A 17,948-nucleotide genomic window follows, 5' to 3' on the forward strand; every position below is an offset into this window, starting at 1 on the left:
ATTACTCTTTTATCTTTTTGACTAACTGGATACTATCATTATTTATTCCGAACAATAAATATTCTTCTTCTTTTATTCTTATAGGTTTAATAGACCTAATCGCTCCCTTAACATTCAATTCTAAAGTTTCTGAACTAACAAATCCTCCTTTTTTATTATTTAATAATATAGTTCCGTATGATCCATCTAACCTACCCAATTGGGTACTAATTTCATAAGTATTTCCCCCGAGAATTATATCAGGATATTCATCCTCATTCATATCATGAATTAATATATCATGAACTGAAGAAATTTGCGTTTCCCAAGACAAATCATATGCTACAAAATCTAAATCTCCTTTATTCTCAAAATATGTTGTAGTAAGCATATACACTTGTTTTTTTTCTGCTTGATCTATTTTATCTTTTGAAAAATAATCCTTAAAATCCGCTTCAGAAAAAGCTTTATAGGACAAAAACTTTTTGTTAAGCTCTGGTATTTGCTTAGTCAATTCATCCTTAGTAGCTATAGGAGTTTCTCTTCCTTGATAGAAATAAGTTACTATTGGATCTACTTTACCATTATTATCAAAATCGTTTAAATATAACTGAATTGGTTGTTCTAAAGAAGCCTTTAGCCTGCTATTTTGTCCCCAATTTCCTGCAATAATATCTATATCTCCATCTTTATCCATATCACCAATTGATATGCAATTCCACAAACCATGTGTTTTACTCAATGAATGAATATTCTTTTTAAGAAGATTTCCTTTTCCATCATTGATAAATATAGTAATAGGCATATAATGACCGGCTACTATTAAGTCCTGATAACCATCATTATTAACATCAATAAATTTTGCATCATACACTAATCCAATAGTATATAAATCTGGTGCCATATCTAAAGTAACTTCTATAAAATCACCTTTTCCATCATTTAGAAAAAGATAATTTTTAGATGATTTTCCGTAGAACCCAGTTAAACTATTACTACCTATAAAAATATCTTCATCACCATCACTGTCTATATCAGAAGTAATTACAACCGAGGCATTCATTTTAATATCCGGAAAAGCATTTGAACTCTCTTCAAATTTACCTTTGTTATTTACAAAAAAAACCGGACTCGACTCATATCCCGCATAATTTTCATTACCACCATAAACTGTGATTAGATCTAAATCACCGTCAGAATCCGCATCAAAAAAATGTTGATCAATATCTTCATATTTTTTATACACATCTAAATCAGGTTGTTCTGTTTCTTTAAACGTTCCTGACTTTTCCTGTAAAAAAATTGTTCCAGATTTAAATCTCCCTCCAGGAGTATAAAAATCATCTAATCCATCTTTATTTATATCCATGATGGATATATGAGGTCCTTCATTAGATACTGCATATGGAGCCAAAGGTTCTAAACTAAAATCTTTAGTTTCATAATCTTGATGCTTAAATTTAATAGGTTTAGGCTCTCTTCTAAGAACGTTTAGTTTTTCTTTAAAAATTTCCAGCGAAGTATTTGTACTATCCTGATTTAAAGATATTGTACTATTTATTTTTACGTTTTTATATAGAGAACTATCGCCATTAGGCCATGCTATCTTAATAGAATCAACAACTTTGTTATCCCCTAGACCAAAATGTAAAATCTGAGACACAGAAGACAAATATCCTTTAAAAGGGTTAACACTAGAAGTTTGCAATCTATTTTCAGAAAATATAGTTGCTTTTGCTCCTATTGCATTTAAATTTTGCCCAATTCCTTTTAACTTTAATCTTATGTAATTATGATTCATTAAGGTATCTGCACGATTTTGATAAACAAAAGCCTTACCATCAATGTTATTAGTAACAATATCTAAGTCTCCATCATTGTCTAAATCTGCATGCACAGCTCCATTACTATATGATGGAATATTTTTGGACCATTGATTGGATACATTTTCGAAAGTTAAATCACCATTATTACGATAAAAATAATTGGTAGTTTTTTTATTTGGCAGTTCATCAATTAAAGCCAAATCTTCTTTGGTCATACCATTATCTATACGTTTCTGAATATTATCATTGGCAATAAAACTTATAAAATCCATATCATTAGTAGCTCCTTTAATTCCATTAGAGATAAAGACATCTTTGAACCCATCATTATCATAATCTGCAATTAAGGGTGCCCAACTCCATTCTGTAGCAGCTATCCCAGCAAAAAATGCAATTTCACTAAAACCTTCTCCTCCTCGGTTCAGTTGTAATCCATTCTGCATATACTGAGGTTTATAACCATTTTTAAGATATTGGTTGTAAATAGTAAAACCATATTCAGTTCCAGATGATTTATACGTACTAAGATCCTCTGGCAACATATCTAGAGATAGGATATCGGTCCATCCATCATTATTTATGTCTGCAATATCGACACCCATAGAATAATGAGATGTATGCTGAATCTTAGAAAAATTAGAAGTAATTACTTCTTTAAAAATTCCATTTCTTTGATTGATATATAAATAGTCATTTTCAAAAAAATCATTACCAACATATATATCTGGATATCCATCATTATTGATATCATCCGTAGCAATTCCTAATCCATAGCCTATACCACCTTGAAAAATTCCTGATTCTGCAGAAACATCAAAATACTTTCCATCATCATTTCTGTATAATCTATCACCAGAAAGGGAGTCAACTTGTTTACGTTTAGAACCTCTTCCATAACTACGATTAGGATACACGGAATGATTTAATAAATACATATCTAAATCTCCATCTAAATCATAATCAAAAAAACTAGCCTGAGTAGAAAAACTGGAGATATCGAGATTGTAAAGCGAAGCTTGTTCTTCAAAAACTGGTACACCATCGTTATCTACACCTTGGTTTACAAATAATTTATTCTTTCCTTTTAAACTTTTATAATCTCCAACTTTGCATACATATATATCCTGTAATCCATCATTATTAATATCTACAGCTATTACACCAGTAGACCAACCATTTGTATCTTTTAAGAGATTTGTTGTAACTTCTTTAAACTGAAAATTCTTCTGATTAATATATAATTGATTTTCATTTTGATTAGATACAAAATATATATCTTCCCAACCATCATTATTAAAATCACTAACTGCCAAACCTGCTCCATTATAATAATAGAGATATGTTAGAATATTAAGATCTGGAGTATCTTTTAAATTATTGCTAAATGAAATACTTGTTTCTTTTTCAGACAATAACTCAAAAAAATGACGCTCCTTATCCTTTTTACAAGAAATTAATATAATTACTAGCAGTAAGCTACAACTGATATTTTTTAAATAATTGGACAATTGTTATATCTAAATTTGAATATATTAATTAGTAGAGCCCTTCAATTTTTGAAGGGCTCTACTCTAACAAATCTTAGCAATTTAATATGTTAGTAACCAGGGTTTTGTGTTAAATTAGGATTCGAAATAAGTGCTCCAGAAGGAATCGGGAACAATACTCTAAAATCTTCAGTATTACTTTTTAGCCCCCAAGTCTCCGCAAACTTACCAAAACGTATTTGGTCATTACGTCTCCAGAATTCTTTGTATAATTCTCTTCCTCTTTCGTCTAGAATATCTTGTTCAGTTACTGCAGTTAGACCAGAAGAAGTATTTCTAATTGTTCTTAATTCGTTAATCAACGTTAATGCATCATCTCCAGAAGCACCACCTCTAAATATTGCTTCTGCCTTCATTAAATGTGCATCTGCATATCTAAATACGATTTCATGATTTGTAAAAGAACCATTTTCTGGGTGATACTTTATTGTACGAATTCCAGTTCTTTCATCATTCCCTAATAAACCAGGGAAATCTCTAGTAAAGATTAAAGGTTGTCCAGGTCTATCTGTTAGCGCCGCTCCTGTTTCATCATACTGTTGCCCCACTAAGAAACCAAATCCAATACCTAAATTAGATCCATCAGTAGGCACATAACCTCTTCTTTCTTCTTGTCCACTTCCAATAACATTGGTATTCGGATCTCCTTCAAAAAGATCATAAAACTCTGCCAATGTAGACCAACCATTCCATCCACCTCCGCCATTATCTGGAGCATTTTGATTATAGTGTAAACCATTCCATATTCTATTTCCTACACCTGTTTCTGCAAACCAAATAGTTTCATTATCTACATCTTGTTTAAAAATATCGAAATAACCTGCTACTAATCCAAAACCATCTCCGGCAATAGCATCTACAGCATTTACCACAGCAGTCATATCTGCAGCATCAGGAGTTCCTGTACCATTATAAATATGCTTATTTAAAAGTACTTTTGCCAATAAATAATTACCAGCAGCTCTAGAAGCCCTATTAGTAGAAGCACTAGGACCAACAACAGGTAAATCCGGAATTGCTTCGTTTAAATCTGTAACTACAAAGTCTAAAGCCTCAGCTCTTGTAAATACTCTAGGGTCAATTTCTGGACCTTCGTCTGGCTCTCTAAAAGGAACTTGACCATACATATCCATAATCCAAAACATGCTAAATGCTCTTAAAAACTTAGCTTGTGCTAATTGCGAAGCATCTGCACCACTCCTTGAGTCAATAATTTCTGTAGTATTAAAAACATTTGTATTCATGTTATTCCAGTTGTTTAATACAAAAGGATGAATTGCACTCCAAGTATGTTCGTGTAAATTTCTCCATAATCCATTATCACCCCAGTCAGTTCCTCTTGTAGGTACTAATAATTCATCTGAAGTAACTTCGTTTAAAGCATATAAATCCGCCTGATTTCCGATCTGACCATATAATGAATTATATACATTCGTAACTGCTGCATCCACATCTCCAACACCAGAAAATTCTCCAGTTAAGTTTTCAATTACCGAATCAGTAGGCTCTATCTCCAAATCTGTACAGGAGACCAATAGCATTATTGACATTAATGCCGATAATCCAAATTTAAATTTCTTTTCTTTCATAATCTTAATTTTTTAAAACGTTGCATTTATACCAAATGTATAGGTTCTTGGTCTTGGAAAGGCTGTGTAATCAATACCTGCTGTAGGTATACCGTTTAATGGAGCACTCACATTTACTTCTGGATCTAAACCACTATAGTCTGTAATAACGAAAAGATTTTGTCCATTCGCAAAAAGTCGAAGACTTTTAAAAACTCCTTCTCCAGATAATGGCCAATTATATCCAATTGATGCTGATTGTAATCTTAAGAAATCTCCTTTTTCTAAGAATCGTGTAGATACATCAGGAGCATTAGATGCCGATTCTCCATTTGTTAAAACATCAGTTGTAACATTTCTTCCTCCATTTATACTACCTGCTGTAAAAAATGCATTAGCCGTATTATTATAAATGTAATGTCCATATTGACCTGCAAAGAACACAGATGCATCCCAGTTTTTATATTCAAAACTTGTTGAGATACCAAGATTAATATCTGGTAGCGCACTTTTACCTACAAACTCCTGAACATCTCCATTAGGATAAATAGATTGACCGTTAGCATCAAAACCTCCGAATTCTCTTAAATAATAAGAAAATAACGGTTGATCCTCAGCTAATAATTGTGCAAAAGCACCTGTTAGCCCTTGTCCACTTATTTGACCTGATTGGATTTGTCCATCAAAATTCTGAAGTTCATTTTTATTATATGCAATATTAAAACCAAAATTCCAGTTTAATTCATCTTGTTGGATGATATCATAATTAATTGCAAATTCAACCCCTTGATTAATCACATTACCATCAATATTAGTAAAACTGAATGGTTGCGGAGTAGGCTGAGCATTTGCAGCACTTAATAATAAATCCTTTGTGTCTTTATGATAAAAATCTACTGTACCTGTTAAACGATCTCCAAAGAATCCAAAATCAATACCAACGTTCGCCTGGCTAGTTTCTTCCCATTTCAAATCGTCATTAACAAAAGACACTTGACTAGTTCCAGGAGCATTGATAACACCATCTTGAGCGATCCCCCCAGGACTAAATCTACGTCTAATTGTAAAGTTACCAAATCCAAGTCCATCTTGATTACCCGTAATACCATATCCAACTCTTAATTTTAAAGTAGAAAAAGCTTCTCCTATAAAATCTTCTTGGTCTAACTTCCAAGCAAATGCACCTGAAGGAAAATAACCATATCTATTATTAGGTCCAAATCTTGATGAACCATCTGCTCTTACCGTAGCTGTTAAAATATATTTATCAGCAATTGTATAAATACCTCTAACAAAATATGACTGCAACTCATCTGTAAAATCAAATGTATCTCCTAAAACCGAAGAAACTGGTGTAGAAGGTGCGTTTAAAGCTTCTCCTTGTACTATGTCAGGAAATAATCTATTAACGAAAGATCCATTTGGAGCTACACCATACTGCTGGTAAGATCCTTCAATCGAACTTTCTATCAAATTAGCTGAAGCCTCTAGACTATCACCCATTTGATCTAAATCTGTTGTCCCAAATCCAAAACCTTGAACTGTTCTACCTTCTCTACCAAAATCTTGATAAGAAAATCCTGCAAGTGCGGATAATTTAGAATTCCCAAACTCCTTTTCATAATTTACAGTAAATTCTAAAAGTCTATTCTCTACATCAATATCGTTAAGAGTACCTCTTCCATTTCCAGGAGCTCCATTATTAAAACCAGTTATGTTACCAGATAATACGTTTATAGCTGTGGATTCTGAATTATCATACCCTAAATTCACCTTAGCACTTAATTCTGATGTAATCGCATACTCCGCTGAAAAGTTAACTAAATATCTATTTGTTTTAGTTTCATTTTGGCTAAAATTAAGCAACGCTAAGGGATTAATATTTGATCCACCTGGCACAAAACCTGTTTGTGCTGGCCAAGTTGGATTAGCAGAATAAGCCGCTCCTAATAAATCACCCTGAAATCCAGCATTATTAGTGATTGGCGGAGCTTCATCATTTACTCTAGATAAAGTACCTTGTAAATTTAATTTCAATTTGTTATTAAAAAAACGGTGAGTAGCATTAATTCTACCTGTAATTCTTTCTAAAGAACTTTTCTTTACCACACCGAACTGTTTGCCATAACCAAAAGATGCTCTTACATTTCCATTTTGGTAGTTATGAGAATATGACAAACTATTGTTTATTGATTCCGCTTGTCTAGTGATTTCATCTTGCCAATCTGTATTAGCACCAAAGTCCTGAGCAGAAACATTACCTCCAAATTGATCTATAGCTGCCAAATATTGTTCTCTATTTAATAAATCGAATTCTTGAGCTGGTTTTGCTATACTAAATGAAGAAGAATATTCAAAAACTCCTTTTGGAGCTCCTCTACCGGCCTTAGTGGTTATAATAACAACACCATTCGCACCTCTTGATCCATATATCGCTGTAGCGGAAGCATCTTTAAGAATACTTACACTCTCTATATCATTCGGATTAATAAAATTCAAAGGGTTTCTAGCAGAACTTGTTCCTAATCCCAAATCACTACCTCCAGCTGCAGTATCATCTCCTGCTAATGGAACTCCATCCACCACAAATAAAGGATTATTATTTGATCTAACCGAAGTTGTTCCCCTTATCCTCAAAGCAACACCTGCTCCAGGTTCTCCACTTGCTTGCGTAATCTGCACCCCTGCAGTTTTACCTTGAATAAGTTGTTCTGGAGAGACAATTGATCCTTGATTAAAATCCTCAGAACTTACCACTGCAACCGAACCTGTAGCATCTTTAATAGATTGCGTTCCATATCCAATTACCACAACTGCTTCCAATTCGGCAGCATCTTCTGCTAAGGTAACGTTGATAACAGTTTTCCCATTAACTGATACCGCTTTCGTTTGGAATCCAACATAACTAAAAATCAAGGTAGCATCTTCTGCCACATTGTTTAAAGTAAAGTTTCCATCGAAATCAGAAATCGCTCCATTGGTAGTCCCTCTTACGAGGACATTTACCCCAGGTATGGGTCCGTTTGCATCCGAAGTCACCCCTGTAACTGTGATCTGTGCAAACATCATATTCCCCGAGATAAATACTAAAAGAAACATGAGTTTTTTAAGTATCATACTTTTCATAATTTAGAGTTTGATTAAATTTAAATATTTAGTTGTTAATTATTATTACTTTTATCGTTAAAAATCTGAATCTTTCTTGAAAGATTAAGTAACAGGGGCATCCCAGTCATACTAGAACAATTGACAGAATTATAACCACAAATAAATATTTGAAAACAAAAGTTATAATTTTAAGATGCCCCTATGTTACCTCTTATAAAGGAATTTCTATCAGAAAAACTCCTTCGCTAACAAACAAAAACTAATTTCACTTTCTACTCGATTCATATTTGCTATATGTTTATTTCATCATAAATCCAATATCACCCCTTGATACGGCTTTAAAACAATACTTTTATCATCTAATAATAGGTCATCATAATTATTAACAAGAACCTTAGATCCATTCGCAATACTGCTCCCATTTCCATAAAAATAAGATTCTTCAGAGCTACTAAAATTTAGTAATACCATTATTTTATCTTCTCCCAATGTTTTTTTATAGATATACAAATTAGGATTATCAAACTCTATTTCTTCAAAATCACCAAATACAAACACATCATGTTCCCTTCTTGTTTTTAATAAATTCCTGTAAAAATTTAGTATAGAAGTAGAATCATGATTTTGATTTTTAACATTTATATTTTTATAATTAGGGTTTGACTTAAGCCAAGGTTCATTTAAAGAAAACCCTCCATTTATCTCATCATTCCATTGTATTGGAGTTCTAGCATTATCTCGTCCCTCTTTGTTAATCATTTGTAGGGCTAGATCTTCTGAGTACCTTTTTGTCAATTGATTCTCACTATAAAAATTTAAAGACTGCACATCTCTTACTTGATCAATATTATTTAAGGATATATTGGTCATACCAATCTCATCTCCTTGATAAATGTTTAAGGTTCCATTTTGTGTAGACAGCATTGTTATCAACATTTTTGCAGACTCTGAATGATATTTATTATCATCTCCGAACCTAGATACCATTCTAGCAAAGTCATGATTCCCCATCGCATTTGCAATCCATCCCGTTCGATGTACTGCATCTCTCCATTTTTTAAAAATCTCCTTCATCTGAATTAAATTAAAAGGAGAAACTTCTTCAAATTTCCCATTGACTATGGTACATTCTAAAATATCAAAATGATACAACATATCTAATTCATTTCTATCCTCATTGACATAAAGTCCAGCTTTACTATCATCTATACCAACTCCTTCCGCTAACGAAAATGCATCATATTTACTAATAACCTCTTCATTCATTTCTTTTAAATATTTATGAACTGTAGGGCCATTAGCATACACTTCTTCAATAATTTTTCTAAACCCAAAATCAGGTGCATCTGGATACCCTAGTGGTTTTGAGATTAGAGGAATTACATCCATCCTAAATCCATCTACTCCTTTATCCAACCAAAACCTCATTGCATTATAAATCTCTTCTCTAACCTTAGGGTTTTCCCAATTAAGATCTGGTTGTTTTTTTGTAAATAAATGTAGGTAGTATTCCCCAGAGGCTTCATCTAACTCCCAAGCACTTCCTCCAAAAAATGATTTCCAATTATTAGGAACTCCCCCATCTGGCCCTGGTTTTCTCCAATGAAAATAATCCCTGTAAGGACTATTCTTTGATTTCTTAGCTTCTTCGAACCAGTTATGCTCATCTGAGCAATGATTTGCTACGAGATCCAATATTAATCTCATCCCTCTTTTATGTGTTTCTTTCAACAATTCATCGAAATCCTCCATAGTACCAAACTCAGGCATAATCGAGCAATAGTCACTAATATCATATCCATTATCATCATTTGGAGAACTAAAAATTGGACTCAACCAAATAATATCAACATACAAACTCTTTATATAATCTAACTTTTCTATTATACCTTTAAGATCGCCGACACCATCATTATCACTATCATTAAAACTTCGAGGGTATATTTGATAAATCGTTCCTTTTCTAAACCAAGTAAGCTTCACTTAACATTTTTTTAATTTTTAAACAATCTTTACTCTTACTTACTAAAGAATTTAGATATTTCTACATTTAAAATTCGTCAAAAAAACAACGTATTAATAGATTCAATAAAAAAACAGTTAAAAAATACCGATATTCATATTTATTAAACCATTTGATTACCAAAACTACAACATTATTCGTATAGAATTTCAATCATCCAAATCTTTACATTACCTATACAATGAATTAAAATCAAGGTTTTTATCATTTTAAAAGCTTATTTATCAGTGTTTTATATAAAAAAGAAAGGGTTTATATAAAAACAAAAAATAAAGAAAGCTATCGATTAAGTATAGATTTTATATAGACATATACTTAATAATTTTCTATACAATCCTAAGAAAACGACTCATAATCATCTTATCAAACTACATTTCAATTTCTTAAAAAACGTACGCCTTAATATTATTTATTATAAATTAGCATAAGCAGTTCGTACCTAAAAGTCTGAACATTTTATTTTGGGGGAAAAGTTTAGTATAACCTTATAATTTAATAGATCTAAACGTATCTATTGTTTATAAGCTTAACGTTATTACAATTTACATAACAAATAACACCCAAGAGAAATAAATCTTCTATTAAAATAATACAAACGTTTGTATTATTGTTTTTTTAGTCAAATTAGAGATTTATTGATAATTTTTTAATATTAATTTTAATGGGTTTTAAAAAAAGAAGAATAAAACTTGAGGATATCGCAAGGAAGCTTAATATTTCTATTGCAACTGTATCTCGTGCATTAGATCAAAACCCTAGGGTAAAGAAAAGTACTCAAGAGAAAGTTTTTAAAATGGCAAAGGTTATGGGATATATGCCAAACCAAATTGCTAAAAGTCTTAGCTCAGGAAAAACTAATATTATAGGGGTTCTAATTCCTAGATATGATGAACCATTCTTTATTGAGGTATGTAGAGGTATTGATCAATACGCAAGAAATCATAATTATAAAATACTAATTAGTTCTTCCAGAAATTCTTATAAATTCGAAAAGGAAAACTTGATTTCATTTGAAAGAGGTCTTGTAGATGGAATTATTCTATCTCCGACTCATGAAACAGAGAACGTTGCTCATCTAAACGACCTCATTAACAAAGGAATGCCAATTGTACTATTTGACAACATAAGAGAAGAGGTCTCTGGGGCTGATCATGTTATGATAAATGATGAAAAAGCTTCTTACGAAGCTGTAGAATTTCTTATCAAAAAAGGGAACAAAAAAATCGCATTTATCGGAGGTATTAAACAAAAGAAAGTATTTCAGGATAGGTATAAAGGGTACATTTCTGCATTGAAAAATTACAATGTTCCCTTATATAATGAATTAGTATTACATTGTAATTCATTAGACAGAGAATTTGAAGACAAAGAAATTCTTGATTTTTTTAGTAATCTAAAAATCTCTCCAGATGCTGTTTTTGCTTGCACAGATAACTATGGGCTCTTAACAATGAAGACATTATTAAAAATTGGAAAAAAAATACCGGATGAAGTCGCAGTAATCGGTTTTGGTGACCTAGGTCCTGGAGAAGTATTTGTTCCTACTTTAACCTGTGTATCTCAACCTAGTTTTGAAATGGGGCAAAAGGCGGCAGAACTCTTAATCAAACAACTTAATGAACCCGATGACATCGATCATAAAAAAACAATAATTAAGTTAGAAACAAAATTAACAGAACGAGAAAGCACTTAAAAAACTAACAAAGTAAACTTCTAAAAGTATTGATGAATTTTAAACAAATCTTCTGTTTTTCGAAAAATATAATAATACAAGCGGTTGTTTTATTGTATTTAAACATCTGATCTTAATTTTTAAATCTTGTTTAGTAAATTGAGTAAATCATTTATTATAAAATACTTATAACTCAATTTATTAAAATCACCGCATTATGCAATTTAAGATTTCATCAAATTCACTTATTTTAATTTTATTACTTCTTTTTATTCTTAACCCTGTCAATGCTCAAAAAGAGGGATGGACATTAACCACCAAGGAAAACTCAAATTACACTGGTATCGTAGCAGCAAATGGAAGAATTGGTATTTTACCATCTTCAAATATATTAGCAACTGACAAAGTAATTCTAAACAATGTCTATGATAAAGAATCACCTCTTGGAGTTAGTAGAATTCTATTAGGAATGAATTTTGGAAATCTTGATCTATACATCAATAACACGAAGTTAGATAATGATAATATTAGCAAATGGAGACAAACGTTAAATATGAAAGAAGCCAGCTTCACTACCACATTTAACTACAACTCTATCGCAGAAATATCATACACTATATATGCTCTAAGAAATGTCCCATATTCAGGTTACATCGATTTTGAAATAAAATCATCCGAAAACATTAATTTTAAAGCGATCGGAAAAATTAATACTCCCAAAGAATATAAAAACCCTTTAAGTACTTTTAGAATATTAAAAGACGCAGAAACAACCATGCCAATTCTACAAACAGTCGCTAAAAGTAGATTAGGCAAACACACGGTTGGAACTTCGGCTACTTTTGTATGGCACGACATTAACTCTGGAAAAGAAAATCAGCGCCCTAAACTAACACATATTAAAATCTCTGAATACGATAACCAATTATCTTTTGAAAAAAAACTATCCAAAGGAGAAAATTACAAATTCGCTTGGACCGCCGCTCAATGCTCCACTCAAGATTTTTTTGATCCTCAAAGTGAAAGTGAACGCTTTGTAATTTTCAACTTATTAACTCCTAGAAAAGATCTATTAACTCAACACAAAAAATTATGGAACGATTTATGGCAAGGTGATATCATTATTGAAGGAGATTTGCAATCGCAACTTGATGTTCGATTAGCTTTGTATCATTTATATGCATTTTCCAGAGGTGATTCCGACCTTAGTATTGCTCCAATGGGGTTAAGTTCACAAGGGTATAATGGCCATATTTTTTGGGATACAGAATTATGGATGTATCCACCATTATTAGTATTAAATCAAGATATTGCTCGCTCTCTAGTAAACTACAGATCCGATAGATTGGATGTAGCAAAAAGAAAGGCTATTAATTTTGGATATAAAGGAGCAATGTTTCCTTGGGAAAGTGATGATACAGGAGAAGAAGCTACTCCTCCTTGGGCATTAACAGGAACCTTTGAACATCATATCACTGCAGATATTGGAATTGCTTTCTGGAACTATTATCGAGTAACTAAAGATAAAAAATGGCTAAAGAAAAGAGGTTATCCACTATTAAAAGAAGTTGCTGATTACTGGGTAAGTCGTGCCACCAAAAATATCGATGGTTCGTTTTCGATTAAAAACGTAGTAGGGGCTAATGAATTTGCATCTAATATTGACGACAATGCATTTACCAATGGATCCGCAATTACTTGCCTGCAATATGCTTCACTTGCAGCCATTGAAATTGGCATTACTCCAAATAAGACCTGGAATAAGGTAGCAGATAAAATTATCATCCATAAGTTTAAAGACGGAACCACCAAAGAACACAGCACATACTCCGGAGATAGAATAAAACAAGCAGATGTTAATCTTTTATCTTATCCTCTTGACATCATTACTGACAAAGAAACAATTTTAAAAGATTTATCTTATTATGAACCTAAACTTGCCGAAGAAGGACCGGCGATGGCTCAAAGCGTATTTGCTGTTATTTATGCTCGTTTAGGCGATGCAGAAAATGCTTTCAGGCTTTTTAAACGAAGTTATGAACCAAATAAAAGACCTCCTTTTGGAGCATTAGCAGAAGCTGCTACAAGTAACAACCCATATTTTGCAACTGGAGCGGGAGGAATGTTACAAACTGTTATTTTCGGTTTCGGAGGACTACATCTTACAGATAACGGAATTATCCAAAAAAAACCAATATTACCAGCTGCTTGGAAAAAATTAACGATTACTGGAGTTGGTCCAGAAAAGAAAACATTTATAATTGAATAACACTAATTAGTAGAATCCCTTAGTATCAGCGAGGTATTAACGATCTCTGTATTGGATTTATAATTATTTTCTGAGGTGTCCGATATTCTATCAAGCAGCATTTTTGCTGCTTTCGACCCTAACTCTTCTGCGTGCTGAGAAACTGTAGTTAATTTAGGATATGAATGCTTAGATAATATACCATCTGTAAAGCCAATTACAGAGATTTCATCTGGGATCTTATATCCTAACTTATTGGACATATTTATTGCAACAGCAGCAGCAGTTTCATCCAATCCGAGTACTGCATCTATTTTATTATTTTTAATAAAAGATTCTATCTCTTTTTCTTCTGTTTCAATATTTTTTACTGGCAGTTCTATTAAAGTAACCCCATCATTTACTGAAACTTCTTCTCGAGCACCTTCTAACCTTAGTCTACCAACACTAAGATCAAAAATAGTTGAAATTACAGCTATGTTTTTACATCCCGTCTTTATCAAATGTTTAATTGCTGTTTTTGAGGCATGCTTATCATCAACGATCACTTTATCACAATCCACTTCACCACTTACCCGATCAAACATGATTAATGGCACATTATCTCTTTTTAAATCTTTAAAATGATCAAATTTATTAAGCATTTGCGTCTCCTTACTTAGCGCTAGGATAAAACCATCAACACTACTGTAGTTAAGCATTTCTACATATTCGACCTCTTTTTCATAAGATTCATTTGTTATACAGGTAACTATTTTATATCCATTTTTAGACGCCTCTTGTTCAATACCAAATAAAACCTTAGCATAAAAATGGTTAAGAATCTCTGGCAACAGAACACCAATCGTATTGGTTTTATTACTTTTTAAGCTTACCGCTAGCGCATTAGGCTTATAATTATAAAAATTAGCAAGCTCATGAACTCTATTGATGGTTTTCTGACTTATTTCTGAATCATTTTTTAATGACTTAGACACTGTGGAAATAGACAAGTTCAATTCTTTTGCCAGCTGTTTTAGGGTAACCTTTTTTCTCATGACCTTAATGATTAGAAATCCTTACTTAAGACTTATAAGGATATTAGTCAAATTATCCTTGGAGCCTAAATTAAGCTTTTTTCTTAATCTATGCCTGCTTACATCGACACTTTGTGAACTAATTCCTAATAACGGTGCAATTTCTTTTGAAGAAAGGTTCATTTTTAAGTATGCACATAACCTTAAATCCTTTGAAGTAAGGTTAGGATAATTTTTCGAAAGTTTTTCGTAAAATTCTTGATGTGATTTATCAAAATTAATCTCGAACAGCTTACTTTCTTTATCTGTAATATAATAGTCTACTAATCTAACCAACTCATTATAGCTATTAGTTGGAAGTTTTTGATCAGAAGCATTTTGTACCTTAACAATTTTGTCTTTTATTTTCTTTAAAATTTTATTTTTATTAAGGTTAACATATGCAATTTGAGTTAACTCTCTACTCTTAGCTTTTATCTCATCTTGAAGCTTAGAGTTATTCAATTCAATAATCTTATGTTCTTGTTCTAATTTCTGAGCGCGATGCTCTTCTTCTTGTTTTTTAAGTTTTCTAGCTTTTTCTTCTAACAGAATTCGCTCTTGCTTTTTCATTTTATACCGATTAATTCCTATAACCGAAATAACTAGTAATAAAAACAACAACAGATATAAAAGATATGCCCAATTTGTTCTATAAATAGGTGGCTTTATGGTGAAACTAAAATTACTTTCTCTAAAGTCTCCATTATATTTGGCTCTAATCTTAAAGGTGTAATCTCCTTCTTTAAGATTAAACAATATTTTTTCAGTTGCAGTAGTATTTTCACTCCATTCGTTATCGTTTAAACGAGTTTGATATTCGATTTCTTGACCATAGATAGGTAATGCATAATTAATTTTAAGATCATTATCTGAAAATGGTATTTTATCATCAAAATTATACGACTTACCACTATTAACAGAAACAAAATTTCTGATTAAAATTTCACTCTTAATACCTTCTTTAATTGTTTTTTTATTCTTAGAATACATAGCAAAACCATTAAAAACAGGTATAACTTTATGAGCATTACTTAAGGAAAAAACATTAACTACATCCGGAACAAGTTGATCTTCTAATTCATGAAGCACCGTTAATCCCTGCGAATCCTCTACAACGACTTTATCATTATCTAAATACCAAGTTTCATCTCCTTTTTTATAGATACGAGGCGCATACCCTCTATCAACTCCTATCTCGGATTTCTTGAAGTTATTAGTATTTTCTGAATAAGTGTAAGAATAAAAATTAGATGTAATTACAATCTTATTTTCCACTTTAGAAAGTGATAATCTGTTTCCATCAAAATCACTTATAGGATAAAAACCAAGCTTTTTTAATTGTTTATTTTCATAATCTAAATTAAACTTGAAAACACCATTACTCCCTAATGCAATCCAGATATTATTGTTTTCATCCACTTCTAGATAACGTCCTGACTTTTCGAATCCTGCTAATTTATAACCTTCCCATTCTCCATTTTTCTTTTGATACAAAGAAACTCCGTTATAATTTCCAGATATTAAAGATTCCTCTTGTTCGGAAATCCTAAATTTTCTAAAATTCCAAGCTCCTAAATCTTCACCCATTCTTGTCAGAACTTTACCTTCTAATGAATAAGCTCCTTTATCATGACCAACATATATTTTGTCATCAACCTTTTCTATATTCCAAACTTGGCCATTAAGTAACAACTCAAGTTCATCATTAGTATTAGAATTTATTTTATTCCCAACATACAAGCCTTGATTAGTTCCTAGGTAAGATAAACCTTCCTCTTTTACCACGGCATACGTAGTCCCAAGCTCTCCATAATAATCATAGTAATACGTAAGTGGAGAATTTAACTCTACATAATCCACCCCATAATCTAAGGCTAACCAAAGATTATCTTCATAATCCTGGTAAATAGAAAGAATTGTGTTGTTTTGCAACCCATTTCTTTTATTAATATTATGAGTTTCTCCAGAATTTAAATCTAACAAATACAGTCCGTTAGAAACCGTTCCCAATGCAATTCTATTATCCTTAAGTTTAAGAAAAGAAAATATCTGAGCTTTTTGAATATCATTAGAATCAGAAAAACTAATAGATATCAATTGATCTCCCTGAAGTTTAAAAAGTCCCTTTGTATCTGTTATAATAATTAAATCTTGATTAACCTTTGTAACTCCAATGATATTCTCATTTATATCAGGATCACTTACTACAGGAATCAAATTGGTTTCTTCTAACCGAAAAATACCATATTTAAGATCATTAACATATATCTGATTATCTATGTTGTAACTCCACTTAAATCGATATGGAGCTGGGATTTTCGTAATAATATTCCCTTGATTAACATACAAATTCCTGAAAGTTTGAAAAACAATCTCTTTATTAATGAAATGAGTTCTCCAATACTCTTCAATATCTGCAGCAACATCTTTTTTGTTATTTCTTAAAGGCTGAATCTTATAATCTTCATAACCATTATTAATTAACATACCATGATGTCCATCTGCACCAAAATAAATAGTGTCTTTATTCTTAACAAATAAACTTCTATTTACCATTTCAGGATTTGTAGCTACTGATGTCCAATCGGTTCCATCAAACACCAAGACCTCATTCCCATTAGCTATATAAACTAAACCATTTTCATCCTGTTTAACATCCCAAGATTGAGCATTAAAACCCATATCCTTAGTATCATAGTGTGTTATTTTAGGAAGTGTTTTATCGCTTATAGACTGGGAAAAACCCGAAACAACTAAAAAGTAAAATATAATAGAAATACGACACATTAGACAAGTTTTTACATCAGTAAGCTTATCAAATATACCATTAAAATCTTAACACATTACACAAACTATACGTTTGTAAAATATTAATAAGCTATCAATATTCATTTTAAACAAAATGCAAATATTAAATCT

8 protein-coding genes are annotated in these 17,948 nt (G+C 31.6%); 2 read left to right on the top strand and 6 right to left on the bottom strand.

Annotated elements, in window-relative coordinates:
- Position 1: 1 nt before the first annotated feature.
- The 4 genes from J8L88_RS08310 to J8L88_RS08325 all read right to left on the bottom strand — a co-directional run bounded on the left by J8L88_RS08310 (position 2) and on the right by J8L88_RS08325 (position 10,011).
- Positions 2 to 3,313, bottom strand: a complete 3,312-nt coding sequence (locus J8L88_RS08310; protein WP_211060492.1) for a VCBS repeat-containing protein — start codon at positions 3,311 to 3,313, stop codon at positions 2 to 4.
- An 89-nt stretch (positions 3,314 to 3,402) separates the two neighbouring features.
- Entirely contained in the window at positions 3,403 to 4,941 is a 1,539-nt protein-coding gene (locus J8L88_RS08315) for a RagB/SusD family nutrient uptake outer membrane protein (RefSeq protein WP_211060493.1), read from the bottom strand.
- A gap of 12 nt (positions 4,942 to 4,953) precedes the next feature.
- Positions 4,954 to 8,046 (bottom strand): SusC/RagA family TonB-linked outer membrane protein, encoded by a 3,093-nt coding sequence (locus J8L88_RS08320; RefSeq protein WP_211060494.1) that lies wholly within the window; start codon positions 8,044 to 8,046, stop codon positions 4,954 to 4,956.
- A 288-nt stretch (positions 8,047 to 8,334) separates the two neighbouring features.
- Positions 8,335 to 10,011, bottom strand: a complete 1,677-nt coding sequence (locus tag J8L88_RS08325; protein ID WP_211060495.1) for an alpha-glucosidase — start codon at positions 10,009 to 10,011, stop codon at positions 8,335 to 8,337.
- Between the two features lie 701 nt (positions 10,012 to 10,712).
- Between J8L88_RS08325 and J8L88_RS08330 the strand changes: the two genes are divergently transcribed.
- Together J8L88_RS08330 and J8L88_RS08335 are read left to right on the top strand one after the other, a co-directional pair.
- Complete coding sequence (locus J8L88_RS08330; RefSeq protein WP_211060496.1) at positions 10,713 to 11,744, top strand: LacI family DNA-binding transcriptional regulator; 1,032 nt, start codon at positions 10,713 to 10,715, stop codon at positions 11,742 to 11,744.
- Positions 11,745 to 11,940: 196 nt separating this feature from the next.
- Positions 11,941 to 13,992 carry a glycoside hydrolase family 65 protein gene (locus J8L88_RS08335; RefSeq protein ID WP_211060497.1) on the top strand — a complete coding sequence of 684 codons (2,052 nt, stop codon included), beginning with the start codon at positions 11,941 to 11,943 and terminating at the stop codon, positions 13,990 to 13,992.
- 2 nt (positions 13,993 to 13,994) lie between these two features.
- On the opposite strand, the gene J8L88_RS08340 is transcribed toward J8L88_RS08335, so the two are convergent.
- Positions 13,995 to 15,008 carry a LacI family DNA-binding transcriptional regulator gene (locus J8L88_RS08340; protein WP_027394953.1) on the bottom strand — a complete coding sequence of 338 codons (1,014 nt, stop codon included), beginning with the start codon at positions 15,006 to 15,008 and terminating at the stop codon, positions 13,995 to 13,997.
- Positions 15,009 to 15,029: 21 nt separating this feature from the next.
- Positions 15,030 to 17,816 (bottom strand): LuxR C-terminal-related transcriptional regulator, encoded by a 2,787-nt coding sequence (locus J8L88_RS08345; protein WP_211060498.1) that lies wholly within the window; start codon positions 17,814 to 17,816, stop codon positions 15,030 to 15,032.
- Between the last annotated feature and the right edge of the window lie 132 nt (positions 17,817 to 17,948).

The organism is Aquimarina sp. MMG015, assembly GCF_018100855.1.
Taxonomy (GTDB): Bacteria; Bacteroidota; Bacteroidia; order Flavobacteriales; family Flavobacteriaceae; genus Aquimarina; species Aquimarina latercula.

Bases quoted from the DNA above. Each gene is read 5' to 3' on its own strand.
- J8L88_RS08335 (WP_211060497.1), top strand. From the start codon at position 11,941: ATGCAATTTAAGATTTCATCAAATTCACTTATTTTAATTTTATTACTT.
- J8L88_RS08330 (WP_211060496.1), top strand. From the start codon at position 10,713: ATGGGTTTTAAAAAAAGAAGAATAAAACTTGAGGATATCGCAAGGAAG.
- J8L88_RS08320 (WP_211060494.1), bottom strand. From the start codon at position 8,046: ATGAAAAGTATGATACTTAAAAAACTCATGTTTCTTTTAGTATTTATC.
- J8L88_RS08315 (WP_211060493.1), bottom strand. From the start codon at position 4,941: ATGAAAGAAAAGAAATTTAAATTTGGATTATCGGCATTAATGTCAATA.
- J8L88_RS08340 (WP_027394953.1), bottom strand. From the start codon at position 15,008: ATGAGAAAAAAGGTTACCCTAAAACAGCTGGCAAAAGAATTGAACTTG.
- J8L88_RS08345 (WP_211060498.1), bottom strand. From the start codon at position 17,816: ATGTGTCGTATTTCTATTATATTTTACTTTTTAGTTGTTTCGGGTTTT.